The sequence below is a fragment of the Scandinavium goeteborgense genome (assembly GCF_003935895.2).
GTDB classification, from domain to species: domain Bacteria; phylum Pseudomonadota; class Gammaproteobacteria; order Enterobacterales; family Enterobacteriaceae; genus Scandinavium; species Scandinavium goeteborgense.
In genome coordinates this window covers 929,683-952,448 of record NZ_CP054058.1, presented here as the reverse complement: position 1 = coordinate 952,448, position 22,766 = coordinate 929,683, and the positions used below count along the sequence as shown (strand labels likewise).

General features: G+C 55.4%; 21 protein-coding genes and 5 tRNA genes. 13 read left to right on the top strand and 13 right to left on the bottom strand.

All coding sequences use genetic code 11. The annotated features are described in order from the left end of the window. Positions 1-34: 34 nt before the first annotated feature. Complete coding sequence (gene pdxR / locus A8O29_RS05335; RefSeq protein ID WP_174081226.1) at positions 35-1,387, bottom strand: MocR-like pyridoxine biosynthesis transcription factor PdxR; 1,353 nt, start codon at positions 1,385-1,387, stop codon at positions 35-37. A gap of 85 nt (positions 1,388-1,472) precedes the next feature. Between pdxR and A8O29_RS05330 the strand changes: the two genes are divergently transcribed. From A8O29_RS05330 to leuA, 13 genes are all read left to right on the top strand, one after another. Next, positions 1,473-1,904 (top strand): carboxymuconolactone decarboxylase family protein, encoded by a 432-nt coding sequence (locus tag A8O29_RS05330; protein ID WP_125352031.1) that lies wholly within the window; start codon positions 1,473-1,475, stop codon positions 1,902-1,904. 181 nt (positions 1,905-2,085) lie between these two features. Then, positions 2,086-2,331 (top strand): glutaredoxin-like protein NrdH, encoded by a 246-nt coding sequence (gene nrdH / locus A8O29_RS05325; protein WP_110511352.1) that lies wholly within the window; start codon positions 2,086-2,088, stop codon positions 2,329-2,331. After that, positions 2,328-2,738, top strand: a complete 411-nt coding sequence (gene nrdI, locus A8O29_RS05320; protein WP_125352032.1) for a class Ib ribonucleoside-diphosphate reductase assembly flavoprotein NrdI — start codon at positions 2,328-2,330, stop codon at positions 2,736-2,738. The genes nrdH and nrdI overlap by 4 nt, the downstream gene beginning before the upstream one ends. After that, the gene (gene nrdE / locus A8O29_RS05315; protein WP_125352033.1) at positions 2,711-4,855 is read left to right on the top strand and encodes a class 1b ribonucleoside-diphosphate reductase subunit alpha; all 2,145 of its coding nucleotides are present in this window, start codon (positions 2,711-2,713) and stop codon (positions 4,853-4,855) included. The genes nrdI and nrdE overlap by 28 nt, the downstream gene beginning before the upstream one ends. Positions 4,856-4,865: 10 nt before the next feature. Further along, the gene (gene nrdF, locus A8O29_RS05310) at positions 4,866-5,828 is read left to right on the top strand and encodes a class 1b ribonucleoside-diphosphate reductase subunit beta (RefSeq protein ID WP_125352034.1); all 963 of its coding nucleotides are present in this window, start codon (positions 4,866-4,868) and stop codon (positions 5,826-5,828) included. 386 nt (positions 5,829-6,214) lie between these two features. Further along, the gene (gene proV / locus A8O29_RS05305) at positions 6,215-7,417 is read left to right on the top strand and encodes a glycine betaine/L-proline ABC transporter ATP-binding protein ProV (protein ID WP_125352035.1); all 1,203 of its coding nucleotides are present in this window, start codon (positions 6,215-6,217) and stop codon (positions 7,415-7,417) included. Continuing rightward, entirely contained in the window at positions 7,410-8,492 is a 1,083-nt protein-coding gene (gene proW / locus A8O29_RS05300) for a glycine betaine/L-proline ABC transporter permease ProW (protein WP_125352036.1), read from the top strand. The genes proV and proW overlap by 8 nt, the downstream gene beginning before the upstream one ends. A gap of 63 nt (positions 8,493-8,555) precedes the next feature. Next, positions 8,556-9,551: a glycine betaine/L-proline ABC transporter substrate-binding protein ProX gene (gene proX, locus A8O29_RS05295; RefSeq protein WP_125352037.1), complete on the top strand. Its 996-nt coding sequence runs from the start codon at positions 8,556-8,558 to the stop codon at positions 9,549-9,551. 138 nt (positions 9,552-9,689) lie between these two features. Next, positions 9,690-10,874, top strand: coding sequence for an MFS transporter (locus A8O29_RS05290; protein WP_125352038.1), 1,185 nt, complete (start codon positions 9,690-9,692; stop codon positions 10,872-10,874). Positions 10,875-11,149: 275 nt separating this feature from the next. Continuing rightward, positions 11,150-11,680, top strand: coding sequence for a transcriptional repressor MprA (mprA, locus tag A8O29_RS05285; RefSeq protein ID WP_110511362.1), 531 nt, complete (start codon positions 11,150-11,152; stop codon positions 11,678-11,680). A gap of 125 nt (positions 11,681-11,805) precedes the next feature. Beyond that, positions 11,806-12,978 carry a multidrug efflux MFS transporter periplasmic adaptor subunit EmrA gene (gene emrA / locus A8O29_RS05280; RefSeq protein WP_125352039.1) on the top strand — a complete coding sequence of 391 codons (1,173 nt, stop codon included), beginning with the start codon at positions 11,806-11,808 and terminating at the stop codon, positions 12,976-12,978. Positions 12,979-12,994: 16 nt separating this feature from the next. Continuing rightward, the gene (emrB, locus tag A8O29_RS05275) at positions 12,995-14,533 is read left to right on the top strand and encodes a multidrug efflux MFS transporter permease subunit EmrB (RefSeq protein ID WP_125352040.1); all 1,539 of its coding nucleotides are present in this window, start codon (positions 12,995-12,997) and stop codon (positions 14,531-14,533) included. A gap of 134 nt (positions 14,534-14,667) precedes the next feature. Beyond that, positions 14,668-16,335, top strand: a complete 1,668-nt coding sequence (gene leuA, locus A8O29_RS05270; RefSeq protein ID WP_125352041.1) for a 2-isopropylmalate synthase — start codon at positions 14,668-14,670, stop codon at positions 16,333-16,335. Here the strand turns inward: leuA and A8O29_RS05265 are convergent. The 12 genes from A8O29_RS05265 to csrA all read right to left on the bottom strand — a co-directional run bounded on the left by A8O29_RS05265 (position 16,290) and on the right by csrA (position 22,632). Next, positions 16,290-17,087, bottom strand: a complete 798-nt coding sequence (locus A8O29_RS05265; RefSeq protein ID WP_125352042.1) for an AraC family transcriptional regulator — start codon at positions 17,085-17,087, stop codon at positions 16,290-16,292. The genes leuA and A8O29_RS05265 overlap by 46 nt on opposite strands. Positions 17,088-17,162: 75 nt before the next feature. Beyond that, the gene (gene luxS, locus A8O29_RS05260) at positions 17,163-17,678 is read right to left on the bottom strand and encodes an S-ribosylhomocysteine lyase (protein ID WP_110511367.1); all 516 of its coding nucleotides are present in this window, start codon (positions 17,676-17,678) and stop codon (positions 17,163-17,165) included. A gap of 204 nt (positions 17,679-17,882) precedes the next feature. Next, positions 17,883-19,439 carry a glutamate--cysteine ligase gene (gene gshA / locus A8O29_RS05255; RefSeq protein WP_125352043.1) on the bottom strand — a complete coding sequence of 519 codons (1,557 nt, stop codon included), beginning with the start codon at positions 19,437-19,439 and terminating at the stop codon, positions 17,883-17,885. A 78-nt stretch (positions 19,440-19,517) separates the two neighbouring features. Further along, positions 19,518-19,946 (bottom strand): YqaA family protein, encoded by a 429-nt coding sequence (locus A8O29_RS05250; protein ID WP_125352044.1) that lies wholly within the window; start codon positions 19,944-19,946, stop codon positions 19,518-19,520. Then, the gene (yqaB, locus tag A8O29_RS05245) at positions 19,943-20,509 is read right to left on the bottom strand and encodes a fructose-1-phosphate/6-phosphogluconate phosphatase (RefSeq protein ID WP_125352126.1); all 567 of its coding nucleotides are present in this window, start codon (positions 20,507-20,509) and stop codon (positions 19,943-19,945) included. The genes A8O29_RS05250 and yqaB overlap by 4 nt, the downstream gene beginning before the upstream one ends. A gap of 118 nt (positions 20,510-20,627) precedes the next feature. Next, a complete protein-coding gene (locus A8O29_RS05240) occupies positions 20,628-20,942 on the bottom strand; it encodes a BON domain-containing protein (RefSeq protein ID WP_125352045.1) in 315 nt (104 codons plus the stop codon). Between the two features lie 325 nt (positions 20,943-21,267). After that, a tRNA-Arg gene (locus tag A8O29_RS05235) sits at positions 21,268-21,344 on the bottom strand. A 193-nt stretch (positions 21,345-21,537) separates the two neighbouring features. Beyond that, positions 21,538-21,614 (bottom strand) — tRNA-Arg (locus tag A8O29_RS05230). A 62-nt stretch (positions 21,615-21,676) separates the two neighbouring features. Further along, positions 21,677-21,753: transfer RNA gene (locus A8O29_RS05225), tRNA-Arg, on the bottom strand. A gap of 195 nt (positions 21,754-21,948) precedes the next feature. Next, positions 21,949-22,025: transfer RNA gene (locus tag A8O29_RS05220), tRNA-Arg, on the bottom strand. A 3-nt stretch (positions 22,026-22,028) separates the two neighbouring features. Continuing rightward, a tRNA-Ser gene (locus tag A8O29_RS05215) sits at positions 22,029-22,121 on the bottom strand. A 325-nt stretch (positions 22,122-22,446) separates the two neighbouring features. Then, positions 22,447-22,632 carry a carbon storage regulator CsrA gene (csrA, locus tag A8O29_RS05210; protein WP_000906486.1) on the bottom strand — a complete coding sequence of 62 codons (186 nt, stop codon included), beginning with the start codon at positions 22,630-22,632 and terminating at the stop codon, positions 22,447-22,449. Between the last annotated feature and the right edge of the window lie 134 nt (positions 22,633-22,766).

The window sequence follows — 22,766 nt, the reverse complement described above, 5'->3', positions numbered from 1 at the left end:
TCCGCCCCGTCAGGCTTCTGGTCTGTCGGGGCATTTATTTTATGGCCTGATAGAGCATTTTCGCCTGCTGCTGCGCCATCGCCAGACTTGAGATGTTGGTAAAGCTCATCAACAACCCCGACTCCCCCTCGCTGTTGATTCGCCAGTCGCTTAGGGCCTGAACCGCAAGCCGGGCCTGACGCCCACGGCGGGCGAGTTCACGACAGTCACCGTCTACGTTCATCACCAGCTGAATGCCGCCCTGCTGCGGTACGACGCGAAACCCCTGCTCCGCCAGCGCCTGCTCCAGCCACTGACGCCGCTGGGCATAATGTTGACGCATCTTTTTCAGATGCCGCCAGAAATGCCCTTCACGCATGAAATCCGCCATCGTCTGCTGCCACAATAGCGGTACGCCGCACGCCGCCAGTGACGCCTGCTGACGAAACGCGGCCACCTGCGGGAGCGGCACCACCAGCCAGGCGGTGCGCAATGCGGGAAACATCGATTTGCTGAACGTTCCGGCGTAAATCACTCGCTGCGGCGCATCCAGACTTTTTATCGGCGGCAGCGGTTTGCCCTGATAGCGAAACTCGCTGTCGTAGTCATCTTCGATGATCCACGCTTCCCGGTGCGCGGCCCAGTCCAGCAGCTGATGGCGGCGCGGGAGCGACAACGCTACCCCCAGAGGGCTCTGATGCGCGGGTGTCAGTAGCGCAAAACGCGCATCCGGCGCCAGCCGCACGCCTTCATCAATCCGCATTCCCTCGCCATCCACTGGCACCGGACAACACGTAATGCCCTGGCGGGCGATCAACGGGCGGATCAGCGGAAAACCGGGGTCCTCCAGCCAGATTTTATCCCCCGGCTGGCCGAGTGTGTTCAGAATCAGCGCCATCGACGCCGCGTATCCGGTGGTGATAAACACCTGCTCCGGCAGACACTCAATGCTGCGGGAAAAACGCAGATATTCGACAATCGCACTGCGCAGCGTCATTTCGCCACACACATCGCCGAGCGCCAAATCGAAGCGCGTCTGGGTGCGCAGTCGCCGCCCCATCACCCGCGCCCACTGCGCGCGCGGGAATAGATCCAGCGCGGGCAGCCCCATCTGGAACGGCTGCGGCTCCGGCTGTTCACCGCCGTACCACATCGGTTCCGCCGCGGCGGGCCCCGGCACAACGCCCGCACTGACAAACGTTCCCGCTTGCCCGCGCCGCTCAAGCCAGCCCTGCGCCACCAGCTCGCCGTAGGCGGCTTCCACCGTGGCGCGCGAGACGCCAAGCTCCTGGGCGTAAACCCGGCTGGCAGGCAGCCGCTTGCCCGGCGCGAGTTCGCCCTGCTCGATGGCAGCTTTAAGCTGGCGGGAAATTTGCTGGTAGCGTGGTCCACGGGAGTTATCATTCATGGTCTGGTTTTTCACTCAAAAGATGGCTCTCTTTAGCAGACCATTATAGTGCTAAAGTTCAGCCATCGTTAACAGGAGAAACCCAATGACCACATTACGTCAGCCTTACTATGAACTGAGCCCTGAAGTCTATGCCGCCTTTGTGCAAGCGAGTAAAGCGCTTGAGCGCAGCGAGCTGGATCTGTCGTTGATTGAACTGGTGTATCTGCGCGTATCGCAGATTAACGGCTGTGCTTTCTGCCTGGAGATGCACAGTAAAGCGCTGCGCAAACAGGGCATTGAGCAGGTGAAACTGGATGCGCTGGCCGGCTGGCGCGTGAGTCAGCACTTCTCGGACCGCGAGCGTGCGGCGCTGGCCTGGGCGGAAGATGTGACCGACATTGCCCGCACCCGTGCGGAAGATGCGGTTTATGAACCGCTGCTGGCGTATTTCAGCGCGAAAGAAATCAGCGAACTGACCTTCGCCATCAGCTTGATGAATGCCTTTAACCGTCTCGCCGTCAGTATGCGCATGTAATTTCAGTCAAAAAACCTCGCCCTCGCTACGCTCGTTAGCGGGGGCAAATCAATTCAAAATAACTATATATTGTATGGTTGAAGTTTTTATTAACTACATCTAGTATTCCTTTTGAAGAGACACCCCCACAACCGACGCTCACTTTCGCGCCGCTTTGTCATTTTAAACGGAAATACGAATCATGCGCATTACTATTTACACTCGAAACGACTGCGTTCAATGCCACGCCACTAAACGGGCGATGGAATCCCGGGGCTTTGAGTTTGAGATGGTGAACATTGACCACGATCCTGCCGCCGCTGACACCCTGCGCGAGCAAGGATTCCGCTCTCTGCCGGTGGTTTTCGCCGGGGATGAAAGCTGGTCAGGCTTCCGCCCGGACATGATCAACCGCCTGCGCCCTGAGGCGACCGCGGCTCGCGCATGAGCACCCTCGTCTACTTCTCCAGCAGTTCCGAAAACACGCTGCGCTTTATCGAGCGTTTAGGGCTGCCCGCGGTGCGCATTCCGCTTAACGAACGGGAGCGCATTCAGGTAGACGAGCCGTACATTCTGGTGGTGCCAAGCTACGGCGGTGGCGGTACGGCAGGCGCCGTGCCTCGCCAGGTGATCCGTTTTTTAAATGACCCACACAATCGCGCACTGATCCGCGGCGTGATTGCGTCGGGAAACCGAAACTTTGGCGAGGCCTACGCCCGCGCCGGAGACGTGATTGCGCAGAAATGTGACGTGCCTTATCTCTACCGTTTTGAGCTGATGGGCACCCCGCGCGATATCGATAATGTGCGAAAAGGAGTGAGCGAATTTTGGCAACGACAACCGCAGAACGTGTGACCCACAGCGCCCCGGACTACCATGCCCTGAACGCGATGCTGAACCTGTACGACAAAGCGGGCCGCATTCAGTTTGAAAAAGATGCCGAAGCGGTGAGCGCTTTCATGGAAAGCCACGTCAGACCGCAAACCCGCACCTTTGCCAATCAGGACGCGAGGCTCGACTGGCTGGTTGCCGAAGGGTATTACGATGCCCGCACCCTCGCCCGTTTCGATCGCTCCTTTGTGGTGGACCTGTTCGCCCACGCGCACGCCAGCGGTTTTCGCTTCAAAACGTTCCTCGGCGCGTGGAAGTATTACACCAGCTACACCCTCAAATCCTTTGACGGCAAACAATTTCTCGAACACTTTGAAGACCGGGTGGTGATGGTTGCGCTGAGCCTGGCGCAAGGCGATGAAGCCCTCGCCCGTCAGCTCGTCGATGAAATGCTTTCCGGCCGTTTTCAACCCGCTACCCCGACATTCCTCAACGGCGGCAAACAGCAGCGCGGCGAACTGGTGTCCTGTTTCCTGCTCCGTATTGAAGACAATATGGAGTCGATTGGCCGCGCGGTGAATTCGGCGTTGCAGCTCTCCAAACGCGGCGGCGGCGTGGCGTTTTTGCTCTCCAACCTGCGGGAATCCGGGGCGTCGATTAAGCGCATTGAAAATCAGTCCTCCGGCGTGATTCCGGTGATGAAGATGCTGGAAGATGCGTTCTCTTACGCCAATCAGCTTGGCGCGCGTCAGGGCGCCGGTGCGGTTTACCTGCATGCGCATCACCCGGATATCCTGCGTTTTCTGGATACCAAACGCGAAAACGCCGACGAAAAAATCCGCATCAAAACGCTGTCGCTCGGCGTGGTGATCCCGGATGTCACCTTCCAGTTAGCGAAAGATAACGCGCAGATGGCGCTGTTTTCGCCCTATGACGTGGAACGCCTGTACGGCAAACCGTTTGGGGATGTCGCCATCAGCGAGATGTACGACGAATTACTCGCCAACGAACAAGTGCGTAAAACGTTCATTAACGCCCGCGATTTCTTCCAGACGCTGGCCGAAATTCAGTTCGAATCCGGCTATCCGTACATCATGTACGAAGACACCGTGAATCGCGCCAACCCGATTGCCGGGCGCATCAATATGAGCAACCTGTGCTCGGAAATTTTGCAGGTTAACAGCGCCTCGACCTTCGATGAGAATCTGGATTACGCCCACACCGGGCACGATATCTCCTGCAACTTAGGCTCGCTGAACATCGCGCTGGCGATGGATTCCGCTGACTTCGGCCTGACGGTGGAAACGGCGATCCGCGGGCTGACGGCGGTGTCGGACATGAGCCATATTCGCTCGGTGCCGTCTGTCGAAGCCGGAAATGCCGCCTCGCACGCCATTGGCCTTGGGCAGATGAACCTGCACGGTTATCTGGCGCGGGAAGGCATTGCCTACGGCAGCCCGGAAGGGCTGGATTTCACCAACCTCTATTTCTACACCGTAACGTGGCACGCGCTGAACACCTCGATGAAACTGGCGCGCGAGCGTAACCAGCGCTTCGCCGGGTTTGCTGATTCGCGCTATGCCAGCGGCGAGTCTTTTCGCCAGTATCTTGAGAATGACTGGCAGCCGAAAACCGAGAAAGTCCGTGCGCTGTTTGCCCAGGCGGGCATCACCCTGCCCACGCGCGAAATGTGGCAGCAGCTGCGTGAAGATGTGATGCAGTATGGAATTTATAACCAGAACCTACAGGCGGTGCCGCCGACCGGGTCGATTTCCTATATCAACCACGCGACGTCGAGCATTCACCCGATCGTGTCCAAAATTGAAATTCGCAAGGAAGGCAAAACCGGCCGTGTTTATTATCCCGCGCCGTTTATGACCAACGACAACCTCGCGCTGTATCAGGACGCGTACGAAATCGGACCGGAGAAAATCATCGACACCTACGCCGAAGCGACGAAACACGTCGATCAGGGGCTGTCACTGACACTGTTCTTCCCCGATACCGCCACCACGCGCGACATCAATAAAGCGCAGATCTACGCCTGGAAGAAAGGCATCAAGACGCTGTACTACATCCGCCTGCGCCAGCTCGCACTGGAAGGCACTGAAATTGAAGGCTGCGTGTCGTGCGCGCTGTAAGGAGAAAAGGATGAACCGTTTATCACGCGTCAGCGCCGTTAACTGGAACAAGATTGAGGACGATAAGGACCTGGAGGTCTGGAACCGTTTGACCAGCAACTTCTGGCTGCCGGAAAAAGTGCCGCTGTCGAATGACATTCCGGCGTGGCAGTCGTTGAGCCACGCCGAGCAGCAACTGACCATCCGCGTGTTCAGCGGCCTGACGCTACTCGACACCATTCAGAACACCGTCGGTGCACCGTCGCTGATGCCGGATGCGCTGACCCCGCACGAAGAAGCTGTAATGTCGAATATCAGCTTTATGGAGGCGGTCCATGCCCGTTCATACAGCTCGATTTTCTCCACGCTGTGCCAGACCAAAGACGTGGATGCGGCCTACGCCTGGAGCGAAGAAAACGCGCCGCTGCAGCGCAAAGCGCAATTGATGCTGGAACACTACGCCGCCGATGCGCCGCTGAAGAAAAAGATCGCCAGCGTATTTCTGGAATCGTTCCTGTTCTATTCCGGCTTCTGGCTGCCGATGTATTTCTCCAGCCGGGGTAAGCTGACCAACACCGCGGATCTTATTCGACTGATTATTCGCGACGAAGCGGTTCACGGTTATTACATCGGATATAAATTCCAGAAAGGCCTGGAGAAAGTCAGTGCTGAGGAGCGACAGGCATTAAAAGATTTCGCCCTTGAGCTGCTGTTGGATTTGTACGACAACGAACTCGCCTACACCGACGCGTTGTACGCGGGCACCGGCTGGGAAGACGACGTAAAAGCGTTCCTTTGCTATAACGCCAACAAGGCGCTGATGAACCTGGGCTATGAAGCGCTGTTCCCGGTGGAAATGGCGGACGTGAACCCGGCGATCCTGGCCGCGCTGTCGCCGAACGCCGACGAAAATCATGACTTCTTCTCCGGTTCTGGCTCTTCCTACGTGATGGGGAAGGCGGTCGAAACAGTAGACGAAGACTGGAATTTCTAATCCTCTTCATATTTCAAGTTGCAGGTGCGTTGGCTGCATGCGCGCACCCCTGTCACTTACTTTAGTAAGCTCCAGGGGATTTGTGCATTGGCCGCCTGCCTGCAACTCGAACTATTTAGAGGATTAAGCCATATTTATAATGCAGTTATTTATAATCCTATCATTTCACCCCCAATTTCCCTCGCAGTGACAAAAAATATCAGCAAATTTCGTTGGTGCTCAGCCCTTATATCATGGGGGCATAGCGCCTGTTGGCGTCGGAAATGCTTGCATCACCAGGACATTGAGGGTTGTCTCAGATTCTGAGTATGTTAGGGTAGATCCGGTCAATTATTTTCATCAGGTAACATATCGACATAATTAAATAACAGGAATCTTTTTATTGCATGGCAATTAAATTAGAAGTTAAGAATCTTTATAAAATATTTGGCGAGCATCCGCAACGCGCATTCAAATATATTGAAAAAGGTCATTCGAAAGAACAAATTCTTGAGAAGACCGGGTTGTCACTTGGCGTTATGGACGCCAGTCTGGCCATTGAAGAAGGCGAGATTTTTGTCATCATGGGGTTATCCGGTTCCGGTAAATCCACCATGGTACGCCTTCTCAATCGCCTGATTGAACCCACCCGCGGTCAGGTTCTCATCGACGGTATTGATATTGCGAAAATATCCGACGCTGAGCTCCGCGAGGTGCGCAGAAAGAAAATTGCGATGGTCTTCCAGTCATTTGCGCTTATGCCGCATATGAACGTCCTGGATAATACGGCCTTCGGAATGCAATTAGCGGGCGTGCCACCGCAAGAGCGTCAGGAAAAAGCCCTGGACGCGCTTCGTCAGGTGGGTCTCGAAAATTATGCTCACGGTTATCCGGATGAATTATCCGGAGGGATGCGCCAGCGCGTGGGTCTTGCCCGTGCATTAGCCATTAACCCTGACATCTTATTAATGGATGAAGCGTTCTCCGCGCTCGACCCTTTAATTCGTACCGAAATGCAGGACGAGCTGGTGAAATTACAGGCCCGTCATCAGCGTACCGTTGTCTTTATTTCCCACGATCTCGACGAAGCCATGCGCATCGGCGACCGTATTGCCATTATGCAAAATGGCCGTGTGGTACAGATCGGTACACCGGATGAAATTCTGAATAATCCGGCCAATGACTATGTGCGCACCTTCTTCCGTGGCGTGGATATCAGCCAGGTGTTTAGCGCCAAAGACATTGCCCGCCGTAACCCGAAAGGACTGCTGCGTAAAACCCCAGGCTTTGGCCCACGCTCTGCGATTAAGCTGTTGCAGGATGAAGACCGCGAATATGGCTATGTCGTTGAACGCGGGAATAAATTTGTCGGTATTGTTTCCATTGATTCTCTGAAGGCCGCGCTGGCCGAGGGCCTGGGCATTGACGCTGCGCTGCTGGATGCGCCACAGCCTCTTGACGCTCAGACCGCGCTTAGCGAGTTGCTCTCTCACGTTGGTCAGGCACCGTGCGCGGTTCCGGTCATCGACGAAGAACAACAGTACGTGGGCATCATCTCCAAGAGCATGCTGCTACAGGCTTTAGATCGCGAGGGAACAAACAATGGCTGATCAATCGAATCCGTGGGCAACCACACCAGCGGCCGATAGCGCCGCACAATCAGGCGCTGCGCAATCTGCCGACGCCTGGGGCACGCCTGCTTCAACGCCGCCTGCAAGCGGCGGTGGCGCAGACTGGCTGCATAGTGCACCTGCGCCAAAAGCAGAACACTTCGATATTCTTGACCCGTTTCACAAGACGCTGATCCCACTCGATAGCTGGGTCACCACCGGGATCGATTGGATCGTGGTGCATTTCCGTCCCGTATTCCAGGGCATTCGTGTCCCGGTGGATTACATTCTGGGTGGCTTCCAGCAGCTGTTGCTGGGTATGCCCGCGCCAGTCGCAATCGTGGTCTTTGCCCTGATCGCCTGGCAGATTGGCGGTGCCGGAATGGGTATCGCCTCACTGATTTCACTGATTTTGATTGGTGCAATCGGCGCGTGGTCCCAGGCAATGGTGACCCTCGCGCTGGTCCTGACCGCCCTGTTGTTCTGCATTATCATCGGCCTGCCGCTCGGCATTTGGCTGGCGCGCAGTCCAAGGGCGTCGAAGATAATCCGGCCGCTGCTTGATGCGATGCAGACGACACCCGCGTTTGTGTATCTGGTGCCCATCGTGATGCTGTTCGGTATCGGTAACGTGCCGGGCGTGGTAGTGACCATTATCTTTGCCCTGCCGCCGATTGTACGTCTGACTATCCTCGGGATTAACCAGGTGCCCGCCGATCTTATCGAAGCCTCGCGCTCGTTTGGTGCCAGCCCGCGCCAGATGCTGTTCAAAGTGCAACTGCCGCTGGCGATGCCGACCATTATGGCCGGTGTGAACCAGACGCTGATGCTGGCGCTGTCGATGGTCGTTATCGCCTCGATGATTGCCGTAGGCGGTCTGGGACAAATGGTTCTGCGTGGTATCGGCCGACTCGATATGGGTCTGGCAACCGTCGGCGGTGTGGGGATCGTTATCCTCGCGATTATTCTCGACCGTCTGACTCAGGCTGCTGGCCGTGATTCCCGTAGCCGCGGCAACCGTCGCTGGTACACCACCGGCCCGGTCGGCCTGGTGACTCGCTTCTTCATCAAGTAATTCTGCATTTCCCGGCAGCCCTGCCTGCCGGGTCCACTCCCTGATACTTATAAAGGAACAACGATGCGAAATAGCGTAATTTTTGCCACTGCGTTTGCCACCCTTGTCTCCGGCAGCGCGCTTGCTGCTGACCTGCCTGGCAAAGGCATTACCGTTCAGCCGGTTCAGAGCACCATTTCCGAAGAGACCTTCCAGACCCTGCTGGTCAGCCGTGCGCTGGAGAAACTGGGTTACACCGTCAGCAAACCGAGCGAAGTGGATTACAACGTCGGCTATACCTCGATTGCGTCCGGCGATGCGACCTTTACCGCTGTGAACTGGAAACCGCTGCATGACGATATGTATGCCGCAGCCGGTGGCGATAAGAAGTTTTATCGTGAAGGTGTGTACGTGACTGGTGCCGCGCAGGGTTATCTGATGGATAAGAAAACCGCTGAGAAATACCACATCACCAAAATCGATCAGCTGAAAGATCCGAAACTGGCCAAAATCTTCGATACCAACGGCGACGGCAAAGCGGACATGACCGGGTGTACGCCGGGCTGGGGTTGTGAAGCGGTGATTAATCATCAGATTGACGCCTATGGTCTGAGCAAGACCGTGGTGCATAACCAGGGTAACTACGCGGCGATGATGGCCGATACCATTACGCGCTTTAAAGAAGGCAAACCGGTGCTGTATTACACCTGGACGCCGTACTGGGTGAGTGATGTGCTGAAGCCGGGCAAAGACGTGGTGTGGCTGCAGGTGCCATTCTCCGCAATGCCGGGTGAGCAGAAAGATATCGACACCAAACTGCCTAACGGCGCGAACTATGGTTTCCCGGTGAATACCATGCATATCGTGGCCAACAAAGCCTGGGCTGAGAAAAACCCAGCGGCGGCGAAACTGTTCGCTCTGATGAAACTGCCTATCTCTGATATCAACGCCGAAAACGCGATGATGCACGAAGGTCATGCCTCAGAAGCCGATATCCAGGGTCACGTAGACGGTTGGATTTCAGCCCACCAGCAGCAGTTTGACGGCTGGTTGAAAGAAGCGCTGGCTGCGCAGAAGTAAGTACTCTCCAGGCCCGGCGGCGCTCAGCTTGCCGGGCCTACATTCCCGCCCACCGCACTATCCGACATCCTTCATTTCCCTTCTTCCCGCACTTTTTGGTTATCATTGCTTACCTGCAAAATAATTACCTAAAGAACAATGACTAAAAATTCTCATGGGCTTAGCCCGGCGCTGATTGCGCTGATGTCCGTCGCGACCGGTCTCGCCGTCGCCAGTAATTACTACGCCCAACCGCTGCTGGACACCATTGCCCGCGCCTTTTCCCTGAGCGCAGGACAAGCCGGTTTTATCGTCACCGCCGCGCAGCTGGGCTACGCCGCCGGACTGCTGTTCCTGGTGCCGCTGGGCGATATGTTCGAGCGCCGAACCTTAATCGTCAGCATGACGCTGCTGGCGGCAGGGGGAATGCTCATTACCGCCTCCAGCCAGTCGCTGGCGATGATGATCCTGGGCACCGCCCTGACCGGCCTGTTTTCGGTGGTGGCGCAAATTCTGGTTCCGCTGGCCGCGACGCTCGCCAGTCCGGATAAACGCGGGAAAGTGGTCGGCACTATTATGAGCGGGCTGCTGCTCGGCATTTTGCTGGCGCGAACCGTCGCCGGACTGCTGGCCAGTCTTGGCGGCTGGCGCACTGTGTATTGGGTGGCGTCGGTATTAATGGTACTGATGGCATTCGCCCTGTGGCGCGGCTTGCCGAAGGTAAAAACGGAAACGCACCTGAATTACCCGCAGCTGCTGCGTTCCGTATTCAGCCTGTTTAAGCACGATAAACTGCTGCGCACCCGGGCGTTGCTCGGCTGCCTGACCTTCGCCAACTTCAGCATTCTCTGGACCTCGATGGCGTTTTTGCTGGCGGGCGCCCCGTTCCACTTTTCTGAAGGCATGATTGGCCTGTTTGGCCTGGCGGGTGCCGCCGGGGCGCTGGGTGCTCGTCCGGCAGGCGGTCTGGCGGATAAAGGCAAGTCACATCTCACCACCACCAGCGGGCTGGTGTTGCTTCTGCTTTCCTGGCTGGCTATCTGGTTCGGACACGCCTCGGTGCTGGCGCTGATTGTCGGCATTCTGGTACTGGACCTCACCGTGCAGGGCGTGCACATCACCAACCAGACCGTGATTTACCGCGTGCAGCCAGAAGCGCGTAACCGTCTCACCGCAGGTTATATGACCAGCTACTTTATCGGTGGGGCCGCCGGGTCGCTGATTTCGGCATTTGCGTGGCAGCACTGGGGCTGGGCAGGCGTTTGCCTCGCCGGGGTGACAATGGCCATACTGAACCTGCTGGTATGGTGGCGAGGATTCCACCGACAAGAGGCCGTTGTCTGAAAAGGCTCTATATTCAGGGCCTTATTGCTGCTTTGGGGTTTAAGCACATCCCCTGGTCTGTTAAGGTTATCTACCTGATTAGCCGGGCAACTGTTTCAAGGTAAATAATTCATCCACGCACTGAAACCTCCCGGACGCTGGCGGCACAGACCTTTGCCGCCAGTCGCCATTTTTTGATTTATTAGCTCCAACGTATGAATTCGGAAGATTAATTCATTTACATTATTTGTCACCGTCGTTACTATATCGGCTGTAATTAATGAGGTTATGCCCAAATGGATAGTTCGTTTACGCCCATTGAACAAATGCTAAAATTTCGCGCCAGCCGCTATGAAGATTTTCCTTACCAGGAAATCCTTCTGACTCGCCTGTGCATGCACATGCAAGGGAAGTTGCTGGAAAACCGCAATAAAATGCTGAAAGCTCAGGGGATCAACGAGACGTTATTTATGGCGTTAATCACGCTAGAGTCTCAGGAAAACCACAGTATTCAGCCGTCAGAACTGAGCTGCGCACTGGGTTCTTCACGTACGAACGCCACCCGTATTGCCGATGAGCTGGAAAAACGCGGCTGGATTGAACGCCGTGAAAGCGACAATGATCGTCGCTGCCTGCATCTGCAACTCACCGAGAAAGGTCATCAGTTCCTGCGCGAAGTGTTACCGCCGCAGCACAACTGCCTGCACCAACTCTGGTCTTCTTTAAGCGTTACCGAAAAAGAGAGCCTCGAGCAAATCACCCGAAAACTCCTGACCCGTCTCGACCAGATGGATGAGGATGGTGTGGTCCTGGAAGGGCTTCGCTAAGCGTGTGAATCGCTCAGTATCCTGATTTCAAGAATAAAACCGACAGGCCAGCAGCGAAATCTGCTGGCCTTTCTGACAACAGGTCGGCTCAGCCGATGTGAAATAATAAGATCGTGGAGAAAAACATGAGCGCGAATGCGGAGACTCAAACCCCGCAGCAACCGGCCAACAAGAAAGGCAAACGTAAAGGTGCCCTTCTTCTGCTGACTTTGCTCTTTATTGTTATTGCCGTGGCATACGGGATTTATTGGTTTTTAGTACTGCGTCATTATGAAGATACCGATGACGCATACGTGGCAGGGAACCAGGTTCAAATCATGGCACAGGTGTCGGGCAGCGTGACGAAAGTCTGGGCTGATAACACCGACTTCGTGAAAAAAGGCGATGTGCTGGTCACCCTCGACCAGACCGATGCGCAGCAGGCGTTTGAACGTGCGCAGACGCAGCTCGCCTCCAGCGTGCGTCAGACCCGCCAGATGATGATCAACAGCAAGCAATTGCAGGCCAGCATCGACGTCAAAAAAACGGCGCTGGCGCAGGTGGAAACCGACCTTAAACGTCGTATTCCGTTAGGCACCGCGAACCTGATTGGTCGCGAAGAGCTGCAGCATGCGCGCGATGCCGTTGCCAGCGCACAGGCCGAACTGAATGTGACTATCCAGCAATTCAATGCCAACCAGGCAATGATTCTGGGCACTAAACTGGAAGACCAGCCTGCGGTGAAACAGGCAGCGACCGAAGTCCGTAACGCGTGGCTTGCGCTGGAACGTACCAAAATCGTTAGCCCGATGACCGGCTACGTCTCTCGCCGTGCGGTTCAGCCAGGGGCGCAGATTAGCCCAACCACTCCGCTGATGGCGGTGGTTCCGGCAACCAATCTGTGGATCGATGCTAACTTTAAAGAAACCCAGCTGGCGCATATGCGTATCGGCCAGCCGGTGACCGTTATCAGCGATATCTACGGCGACGACGTGGAGTACACCGGGAAAGTGGTAGGTCTGGATATGGGGACCGGCAGCGCCTTCTCCCTGCTTCCGGCGCAGAACGCCACCGGTAACTGGATCAAAGTGGTTCAGCGTCTTCCGGTTCGCGTAGAGCTCGACGAAAAACAGCTGGCTCAGCATCCGCTGCGCATCGGCTTGTCGACGCTGGTGAAGGTGGATACCTCCAATCGCGACGGTGAGATTCTGGCGAATCAGACGCGTCATACGCCTGCTTATGAAAGTAATGCACGTGAAATTAGCCTTGATCCTGTGAATAAGCTGATCAACACCATCGTGCAGGCCAACGCCAACTAATTCCGGGGTGAACGTAATGCAACAGCAAAAACCGCTGGAGGGCGCGCAGCTGGTCATTATGACCATTGCGCTGTCTCTGGCGACGTTCATGCAGGTGCTGGACTCGACGATTGCAAACGTGGCGATCCCCACCATTGCCGGTAACCTTGGCTCATCACTGAGCCAGGGGACGTGGGTTATCACCTCCTTCGGGGTGGCGAACGCCATTTCCATCCCGATTACCGGCTGGCTGGCAAAACGCGTGGGCGAGGTAAAACTGTTTACCTGGTCCACCATCGCCTTCGTTATCGCCTCCTGGGCGTGCGGCGTGTCGAGCAGCCTGACGATGCTGATTTTCTTCCGCGTCATTCAGGGTATCGTGGCCGGTCCGCTTATCCCGCTTTCGCAGAGTCTGCTGTTAAATAACTACCCGCCAGCAAAACGCGCCGTGGCGCTGGCGTTGTGGTCAATGACGGTGATCGTCGCGCCGATTTGCGGCCCGATACTCGGCGGCTATATCAGTGACAACTATCACTGGGGTTGGATCTTCTTCATCAACGTGCCGATTGGTGCGGTGGTGGTGCTGTTAACCCTGCAAACCCTGCGCGGACGCGAAACCCGGACCGAACATCGGCGGATTGATGCCATCGGCCTGGCGCTTCTGGTGGTCGGGATTGGCAGTCTACAGGTGATGCTCGACCGCGGGAAAGAGCTCGACTGGTTTAACTCTACCGAAGTCATCGTCCTGACCATCGTCGCGGTGGTGGCGATAAGCTTCTTGATTGTCTGGGAGCTAACAGACGATAACCCGATAGTCGATCTCTCGCTCTTCAAGTCGCGAAACTTTACCATCGGCTGTTTGTGTATCAGCCTGGCCTATATGCTCTACTTCGGCGCGATCGTGCTGTTGCCGCAGCTGCTGCAGGAGGTATACGGCTACACTGCCACCTGGGCGGGTCTGGCATCGGCGCCGGTGGGGATACTGCCCGTGATTCTGTCGCCGATTATCGGCCGCTTTGCGCATAAGATAGACATGCGACGGCTGGTGACCTTCAGCTTCATTATGTATGCAGTGTGCTTCTACTGGCGTGCGTATACCTTCGAACCGGGAATGGACTTTGGCGCATCGGCGTGGCCGCAGTTTATTCAGGGCTTTGCGGTGGCGTGCTTCTTTATGCCACTGACCACCATCACCCTTTCCGGCCTTGGTCCAGAACGGATGGCGGCGGCATCAAGCCTGTCGAACTTTACCCGTACGCTGGCGGGTTCTATCGGTACGTCGATAACCACCACCATGTGGAGTAACCGTGAAGCGCTGCACCACGCGCAGCTGACCGAGTCGGTGAACCCTTTTAATCCGAATGCGCAGCAGATGTACGGCAAGCTTCAGGATTTAGGGATGTCGGAACAGCAGGCTTCCGGCTGGCTGGCACAGCAAATCACCAGTCAGGGGCTGATCATTTCCGCGAACGAAATCTTCTGGATGTCGGCGGGGATCTTCATCGTACTCCTGGGGCTTATCTGGATCGCCAGACCGCCGTTTGGCGCGGGCGGTGGCGGCGGCGGCGCGCACTAACGTATTTTGAATAACAGGACCCTCTTTTACAGAGGGTCTTTTTTTGTCCATTTCTCGCAAGACTCTGTCACTTCCGCTAAAGCGCCGCGCCCTGCTCTTCCGTCAGGATAAAACCACGACAAGAGGAGAATCCCATGCTGAACAACCCTGCAGAAAAATATCGCCCGTGGCCCGTTTTATCCTTGCCGGACCGCCGCTGGCCGGACAACACGCTGACTCATGCTCCGCGCTGGTTATCAACGGATTTGCGCGACGGGAATCAGGCCCTCGCCGAACCGATGGACGCCGAACGCAAGCTGCAGTTCTGGGATTTACTGCTGCGCTGCGGCTTTAAAGAAATCGAAGTGGCATTTCCTTCGGCATCGCAGACGGACTTTAATTTTGTCCGCCAGCTGATTGAGGAGAAACGCATTCCGCAAGACGTCACCATCCAGGTGTTAACTCAGGCGCGTGAAGATCTGATCCTGCGCACCTTTGAGTCGCTGCGTGGCGCGCACCGGGCGACGGTCCACCTCTATAACGCGACGGCCCCGCTGTTTCGCCGTCTGGTGTTTGGCATGGAGAAGGCGCAAATAGTGGAATTGGCGACGCGTTCCACGCGCCTTATACGTCAGCAGTGCGAGGCCCAGCCGGACACCCTTTGGCAATATGAGTATTCGCCAGAAACGTTCTGCTTTACCGAGCCTGAGTTCGCGCTGGAAATTTGTGAAGCCGTGGCCGCCGTCTGGGAACCCTGCGCCAGCCGGCCGATGATCATCAACCTTCCGGCGACGGTAGAAGTGAACACCCCCAACGTGTATGCCGATCAGATTGAAGTCTTCTGCCGTCACTTCTCGCGTCGCGATGAGGTGTGTATTAGCGTGCATCCGCATAACGATCGCGGAACCGGCGTCGCAAGCGCTGAGCTGGCGGTCATGGCCGGGGCTGACCGCGTAGAAGGCTGTCTGTTTGGCAACGGTGAGCGCACGGGCAACGTTTGTCTGGTGACGCTGGCGATGAACCTCTACAGTCAGGGCGTTTCGCCAGGCCTGGATTTCAGCGAGATGAAACAGGTCGTTGAGGTGGTGGAAAGCTGCAACCAGTTGCCGGTTCATCCGCGTCATCCGTGGGCTGGAAGCCTGGCTTACACCGCGTTCTCAGGCTCGCATCAGGATGCTATTAAGAAAGGCTTTGACGCACGTATTCCTGACGAACACTGGGAAATGCCCTATCTGCCGATCGATCCGCAGGATATCGGCTGTAGCTATGAGGCGGTTATCCGCGTGAACAGTCAGTCAGGGAAAAGCGGCAGCGCGTGGCTTATCGAGCAGAATCACGGCCTGACATTGCCGCGTGCGTTGCAGCAGGATTTCAGCCAGCACGTGCAGCGCGAAACCGATGCTCACGGCCGGGAGATGACCCACAGTGCGCTGTGGCAGCTGTTCCGTACCCGCTACGGCCTGATCCCGCAGCCTGCCCTGCTGCTGAAAGAGTATAAGAGCGAGAGTCAGCACGACGGTGAGCTGTTATTGCAGGCGACGCTGCTGATAAACGGGGACAGCAAGCGCCTGCAGGGCAGCGGCAATGGCCTGCTCTCGGCGGCGGTCAATGGCCTGACGCGTTTGCGCAAGCAGACGCTGGTGATTAAGGATTATCACGAACACACGTTGGGAGAACGCAGCGACAGCCGATCGGTGGCCTATATTCGCTGCCTGTTTGCTGACGGCAGCAGCCAGTGGGGCGTCGGCATCGACAGCGATGTTTCACGGGCGTCTCTTCAGGCGTTGCTTAATGCCGCTGGCACGCAGTCCGGGTCGCTATAAAAATACTCGCTGGGTGACGTGCCCATCACCCGGCGAAACATGGCGGTGAACGCGCTGTGACTGCCATACCCGAGATCGAGCGCCACTCTGAGTACCGATTGTCCCTGAGCCAGGCGCACCAGCGCTTCCATCAATCGGGCGCGCCGAATCCACTCACTCCATGTCAACGCCGTCTGCTGCTGAAAATGACGGTTGAGGGTGCGCTCACTCATATTGGCCACGCTTGCCGCCCGGCGGCTGTCCCACGCGTCGGCAGGGCTTTCCCGCATCTGCTGACACAGCGCGCGCAGGGCTGCGTCCTGCGGTTCCGGTAGGCCAAAAGGCAGCACCTGCATGCCGCGGATCTCATCGAGGATCAATTCATAGATCCTTTCTTCGCGGCTGCCCGGCGCATACTTCTCCGCAAGATCCAGCGAAGCCACGATAAGCTCCCGCAGCAGCGGCGAGATCTGCACTATCTGGCAGGTCACCGGCAGAAACGCGCGGGCCAGCGGATCGATAAACAGCGTGCGGGCGGCCACCTGTCCAGTTATGCGCAGCGCGTGAGGTGTGCCGGCAGGCAGCCAGACCCCGCGCCCCGGCGGCACGACCCAACATCCTTCCTGGGTCTCCACCCGAACAACCCCGCTCAGAATATGCAGCAGCTGGGCACAGTCGTGCTGATGCCAGGGCTCGCTTTCGCCGTGAGCGTAATCATGGGCAAAGGGAACAAGCGGACGATGGGCGAAGGAAATCGTTAAGGTTGTGGTCATTGGCGCAATCGCAGTGGCGGGCCTGAGAGGAAGAGAAAAAACCCGGCGCATAAGGCCGGGTCTCTGAAGAGAAAACTAGATGTGCAGTTCCTGCAGCTTCTCTTTTGGCAGCGCCAGCTCATCGTTGCTGTTCACGCGAACGCCGCGGTCAATGATATGACGGGCGATTTCCTGCGCTTCTTCCAGCGAGTGCATGGTGTACGTCCCGCACTGATAAACGTTCAACTCTGGGATCTGATTCTGCTCTTTCACCTTCAGCACGTCGGCCATTGCCGCTTTCCATGCTTCGGCCACGCGGGATTCGTCCGGTGTACCGATCAGGCTCATGTAGAAGCCAGTGCGGCAGCCCATTGGGGAAATGTCGATGATTTCCACGCCGTTGCCGTTGAGGTGATCGCGCATGAAGCCCGCGAACAGGTGCTCAAGAGTATGAATGCCGCGCTCTGGCATCACTTCTTTGTTCGGTACGCAGAAGCGCAGATCAAAGACGGTGATTTCATCGCCGTGTGGCGTGTGCATGGATTTTGCGACGCGAACAGCAGGGGCTTCCATTCGGGTATGGTCGACAGTAAAGCTATCTAATAACGGCATTTTGTCTCCTCCGAACTCTTCTCATCCCTTGTGCCATAAGGGCTACGCGGAAAATATGACGAAGAGTATGTTTTTTTTTGAAATTAACTGAACTCTTTGTTCCCGGGCGAGTCTTACTCTATGAAAGACGCGCATTTGTTATCATCATCCCTGTATTCAGAGATGAAATTTTGGCCACATTTACTGTGGCCTTTTTCTTTTCTGTCAGGCGTGACGCGCGACCAGCTCGGAGAACGGCTCTGTATCCGCCTCTTCAATCTGATGCTGACGTTCCAACGAGGCTTCACGCTCCGCTTCAAAATCCGCTTCGCTCAAAATCTCCAGCGGTTCTTCACGCAGCATTTTACGATATTCATCGCCCAGCGCTTTGCCGGTGCCACCAATGCCACTCTCAAGCATAGAACGCAAAATACGTGCTGAGAAAGTTAATTCCGGATTATCAAAGCTTTCGACCAGCTCGTCACACACCTTCTGATACGCTTCGCCGCCTTCGATGCTGTCCAGCGTCTGCGCCACACGACGCAAATCAGCAAACAGATCTTTGCCGACCTGAGCCAGCGGATACTGTGCTGTTTCACAGCCAATACCCAACGTTAGACCCGGTTTACGACCTTCCAGAATCACGCGATTCCAGTTAGTGCGAGTGCACAGCAACTCATCGCTGCTCATTTCTGGCGCATCCGCCAGCACGCACCAGACCATAAACAGGTCAAGGAAGCGAACCTGCTGCTCGTCCACGCCGATTGGCGAGAACGGGTTGATATCCAGCGAACGCACTTCGATATATTCGATACCGCCGCGCAGCAGCGCATCCGACGGCGTTTCACCGCTGCGGGTAACACGTTTTGGACGAATCGGCGCGTACAGCTCGTTCTCAATCTGCAAAATGTTGCTGTTGATCTGCAGATAGTTACCGTCTTTCGCCAGACCAATTTTGGCGTACTCTTCCGACGGCGTTTTGATAGCCCGCTTCAATCCTGCCACATACTCGTGGAGATCGTTAAACGTAATTCCGAGATTACTTTGCGACTTATTGGTATAACCCAGGTCGCTTAAACGCAGAGACGTCGCGTACGGCAGGTAATACATGCCGCCCTCGGTTTTCTCAAACGGCAGCGCGGTCGGTTTGCCTTGCAGGAACGACGAGCAAACGGCCGGAGAAGCCCCGAACAGATACGGGATTACCCAACCAAAGCGGTAGTAGTTGCGGATCAGGCGGAAATAGCCAGCAGAGATAGCCTCTTTGCCGTCTTCCTTGCCTTCAACGCCACACTTCGCCTGCCAGAACGCCATCGGCAGCGAGAAGTTATAATGCACGCCGGAGATGGTTTGCATCAGCGCACCGTATCGGTTTTTCAACCCTGCACGGTAAAGCGTTTTCAGACGCCCCACGTTAGAAGTGCCGTACTGTGCCAGCTCGATATCCTGGCCTGGCGCGATATAGCACGGCATGCTCAGTGGCCACATGCGCTCGTCGCCGATATGACGCGCCGTGTGACGATGCACGTCACGTAGCAGCGTCAGCATGTGGTCAATGTCGCCATCTACCGGAGTGATAAACTCCAGCAATGCTTCGGCAAAGTCAGTTGTAATCCATTTATGGGTCAGTGCTGAACCGAGTTCTGCCGGGTGACCCGTTGTTGCCAATGAGCCATCAGCATTAACGCGCAGCGTTTCGCGCTCAAGACCGCGTTGGATCCCCTGAACTGCCTGAGGATTTTTTTCCAGCCAGGTCAGCGCCTGTGATACGTCCGGGATCAAATTGACCTCCCGCCTGTCGAAATCATTTTATTAAGCATAATTGTAATGGTTGACGATTAAAGGTCACAATCAATCCAATTAGTGCCACCACGTCATACCCTGAAGCGTTGCTGCGGCGATAGCTACATAGCGCAACGCTTTGCCAAGGCATAAGAAAAAAAGTACCGGTCCCCAGGAAAGACGCATCCATCCTGCCAGGACACACAGTAAATCGCCGATAACCGGCATCCAGCTAAGTAATAGTGTGGCCGCGCCATAACGTCTTAGCCAGCCCATCGCTTTCTCCCGCCAACGCGAATTATCACGCTGCGGAAATAAACGCCCAAGAATAACGTTAGTTACCCCTCCAAGGCTATTACCCATTGTTGCTATTAACACGAGTAACCACGGATGGCTGACGCCCGCTATCAGCATGCCTATCAGGACAACTTCTGAATTTCCGGGTAACAGCGTGGCGCTCAGAAAACTACTCGCAAACAGCGATAACAGCGGGAGCACGTCACTCACAGCAAACGCACGTCCACAACATCCATACCTGCACTTTTCGCCGCCTGAATGCCAAAATCAGCATCCTCAAACACCACGCATTGCTGCGCAGGGACGCCCATCAGCTCAGCACACCGCAAAAACGTATCCGGCGCAGGCTTATGATGAGAGACATGATCGGCGGCAACCACCGCGGTGAAGTACTGGCGCAGGCCGAGATGATTGAGCAACGCTTCCGCCATTGCACTTTCACTGCCGGTGCCAACCGCCATCGGGCGGCGGCCATGCCACTCTTTGACGACGTCAATTAATGGCAACGGACGCACGGTATCCAACAGAATCGCTTTCACCGCGTCCGTTTTCTCACGTGCCAGCTGATGGGGGTCGAGAGTGGCCTGATTCAGGTCAATGACCGCCTGAGCAATGCGCCAGGTCGGTGAGCCGTTTAAGGCAGCCATGGCGTGTTCATCAAAGCGCATTCCGTATCGCCCGAGAACGTCTCGCCACGCTATAAGATGAGTAGGTTCGGTATCAAGGATGGTGCCATCCATGTCGAAAATCAGCCCTGCATAGCGCTCATACATCATGTTTTCACTCACCGGATATCGAAACGTTACTTTAACGTAAAACGTCACTGTTTGTCGCTGCCCGCTGAAGACAACAAAGGCACCTAACGGTGCCTTTTATACGTATTTTCAGACGTTACTTGACCTGCATATCGTTCTCAACAACACGAACGCCAGTCACGTTGCGGGTTAACTCCACCGCGCGGTTAGCAACCTTCTGCGATGAGACGAATCCACTCAGCTGAACGCGTCCCTTAAAGGTCACTACGCTGATTTCTGAGGATTTAACGTCTTTATCGTTGAACAGTGCGGATTTCACTTTGGTGGTCACCACGGTATCATCAATATAGCCGCCGGTGCTTTCCTTCGTCGTAGAACCTGCACACCCGGCCAGGGACACGCTAACGATAAGAGCTGCACAACATGCAGAGACAGCTTTGAACCATTTCATGGATTTCTCTCCTTGCTACCTTAAAACAGATTAATCACAGATATAAATTAGCCTGGAAGAGGAAAGATGCCAATAGTAAACAAACGGTTAAAGAATTGTCTGGAGAATGCAGGGTTACAAAATCGGAAAACTTGCCAAGGGAATGTGTTCTGAGGGAGCAGGTTTAAAATCGAAGGGGAGATTTAGAGAGATGTTGCATCCGGGAGGTTTACTCGCCGAAGGCTCGCCCTAACGGGCCGTTGCTAAAGCAACGTTATCCTCCCTGGTGCCCGCTGAGAAATTAAATTTCTCTGGAGTCCTATCATTGCTGATAGCCAGGAGAAGATGGTGCATCCGGGAGGATTCGAACCTCCGACCGCTCGGTTCGTAGCCGAGTACTCTATCCAGCTGAGCTACGGATGCATCGGGACTGCTGTTTTTACTGCTGTTTTCGATATCGTCGAATAACGCTATCAAAAATATGGTGCATCCGGGAGGATTACTCGCCGAAGGCTCGCCCTAACGGGCCGTTGCTAAAGCAACGTTATCCTCCCTGGTGCCCGCTGAGAAATTAAATTTCTCTGGAGTACTATCATTGCTGATAGCCAGGAGAATATGGTGCATCCGGGAGGATTCGAACCTCCGACCGCTCGGTTCGTAGCCGAGTACTCTATCCAGCTGAGCTACGGATGCATCGGAATAACTAAGGTACTGCTGACTCAATGTCACTCATCATGCCGCAACACTGACTAAGATGGTGCATCCGGGAGGATTCGAACCTCCGACCGCTCGGTTCGTAGCCGAGTACTCTATCCAGCTGAGCTACGGATGCATCGGAATAACTAAGGTACTGCTGACTCAATGTCACTCATCATGCCGTAACACTGATGAAGATGGCGCATTCGGGAAAATTATTCACCGAAGGCTTGCCCTTTCAGGCCGTTGCTAAAGCAACGTTATTTTCCCCAATGCCGCCGAGAATGAGAGTTTCTCTGGCACACCGTCATCGCTGACAGTCAGGAAAATATGGTGCATCCGGGAGGATTCGAACCTCCGACCGCTCGGTTCGTAGCCGAGTACTCTATCCAGCTGAGCTACGGATGCAAATGGCGGTGAGGCGGGGATTCGAACCCCGGATGCAGCTTTTGACCGCATACTCCCTTAGCAGGGGAGCGCCTTCAGCCTCTCGGCCACCTCACCATACGCCTCTTGCGAGTGCTTCGAATTACTCGTTAGAGCTCATCGTCGCTGCGTGGCGCACATATTACTTTCTGGGACTTATAAGTCAAACAATTTTTCCAGACCTTTTATCGTTTGCACACTTCCCGTTCAATTAGCCTGCAAAAACGGCAAAAAGAGCGATTTATCAACACAAAGAGTTAGCGATAGCCCTATGAATGTCAGGCAGCCGAAGAGCGCTTTGAGCAAATAATCTGTGGTGGATTTAGGGCTAAAAGGAGAAACGGAGCAGAAAAACGGAGAAACCGAGAGGTTGCGTCTCACCGGGCAGTGAGACGCGGGAATATTAGTAACTGGACTGCTGTGATTTTTCAGCCTGGATACGCTGGTAGATCTCTTCACGATGGACAGAGACTTCTTTAGGGGCGTTTACGCCGATGCGTACCTGGTTGCCCTTCACCCCTAAAACTGTCACGGTGACCTCATCTCCAATCATGAGGGTTTCACCAACTCGACGAGTCAGAATCAGCATTCTTTGCTCCTTGAAAGATTAAAAGAGTCGGGTCTCTTGTATCCCGGCATTATCCATCACATAACGCCAAAAAGTAAGCGATGACAAACACGTAAACGTGTAAGCAGTCACGGCATTACATTCTGTTAAACGTA

Excerpts from the sequence above, each read along its gene's own strand:
- pdxR (WP_174081226.1), bottom strand. The coding sequence starts at position 1,387 with ATGAATGATAACTCCCGTGGACCACGCTACCAGCAAATTTCCCGCCAG.
- A8O29_RS05330 (WP_125352031.1), top strand. The coding sequence starts at position 1,473 with ATGACCACATTACGTCAGCCTTACTATGAACTGAGCCCTGAAGTCTAT.
- nrdH (WP_110511352.1), top strand. The coding sequence starts at position 2,086 with ATGCGCATTACTATTTACACTCGAAACGACTGCGTTCAATGCCACGCC.
- nrdI (WP_125352032.1), top strand. The coding sequence starts at position 2,328 with ATGAGCACCCTCGTCTACTTCTCCAGCAGTTCCGAAAACACGCTGCGC.
- nrdF (WP_125352034.1), top strand. The coding sequence starts at position 4,866 with ATGAACCGTTTATCACGCGTCAGCGCCGTTAACTGGAACAAGATTGAG.
- proV (WP_125352035.1), top strand. The coding sequence starts at position 6,215 with ATGGCAATTAAATTAGAAGTTAAGAATCTTTATAAAATATTTGGCGAG.
- proW (WP_125352036.1), top strand. The coding sequence starts at position 7,410 with ATGGCTGATCAATCGAATCCGTGGGCAACCACACCAGCGGCCGATAGC.
- proX (WP_125352037.1), top strand. The coding sequence starts at position 8,556 with ATGCGAAATAGCGTAATTTTTGCCACTGCGTTTGCCACCCTTGTCTCC.
- A8O29_RS05290 (WP_125352038.1), top strand. The coding sequence starts at position 9,690 with ATGACTAAAAATTCTCATGGGCTTAGCCCGGCGCTGATTGCGCTGATG.
- mprA (WP_110511362.1), top strand. The coding sequence starts at position 11,150 with ATGGATAGTTCGTTTACGCCCATTGAACAAATGCTAAAATTTCGCGCC.
- emrA (WP_125352039.1), top strand. The coding sequence starts at position 11,806 with ATGAGCGCGAATGCGGAGACTCAAACCCCGCAGCAACCGGCCAACAAG.
- emrB (WP_125352040.1), top strand. The coding sequence starts at position 12,995 with ATGCAACAGCAAAAACCGCTGGAGGGCGCGCAGCTGGTCATTATGACC.
- leuA (WP_125352041.1), top strand. The coding sequence starts at position 14,668 with ATGCTGAACAACCCTGCAGAAAAATATCGCCCGTGGCCCGTTTTATCC.
- A8O29_RS05265 (WP_125352042.1), bottom strand. The coding sequence starts at position 17,087 with ATGACCACAACCTTAACGATTTCCTTCGCCCATCGTCCGCTTGTTCCC.
- luxS (WP_110511367.1), bottom strand. The coding sequence starts at position 17,678 with ATGCCGTTATTAGATAGCTTTACTGTCGACCATACCCGAATGGAAGCC.
- yqaB (WP_125352126.1), bottom strand. The coding sequence starts at position 20,509 with ATGTATGAGCGCTATGCAGGGCTGATTTTCGACATGGATGGCACCATC.
- A8O29_RS05240 (WP_125352045.1), bottom strand. The coding sequence starts at position 20,942 with ATGAAATGGTTCAAAGCTGTCTCTGCATGTTGTGCAGCTCTTATCGTT.
- csrA (WP_000906486.1), bottom strand. The coding sequence starts at position 22,632 with ATGCTGATTCTGACTCGTCGAGTTGGTGAAACCCTCATGATTGGAGAT.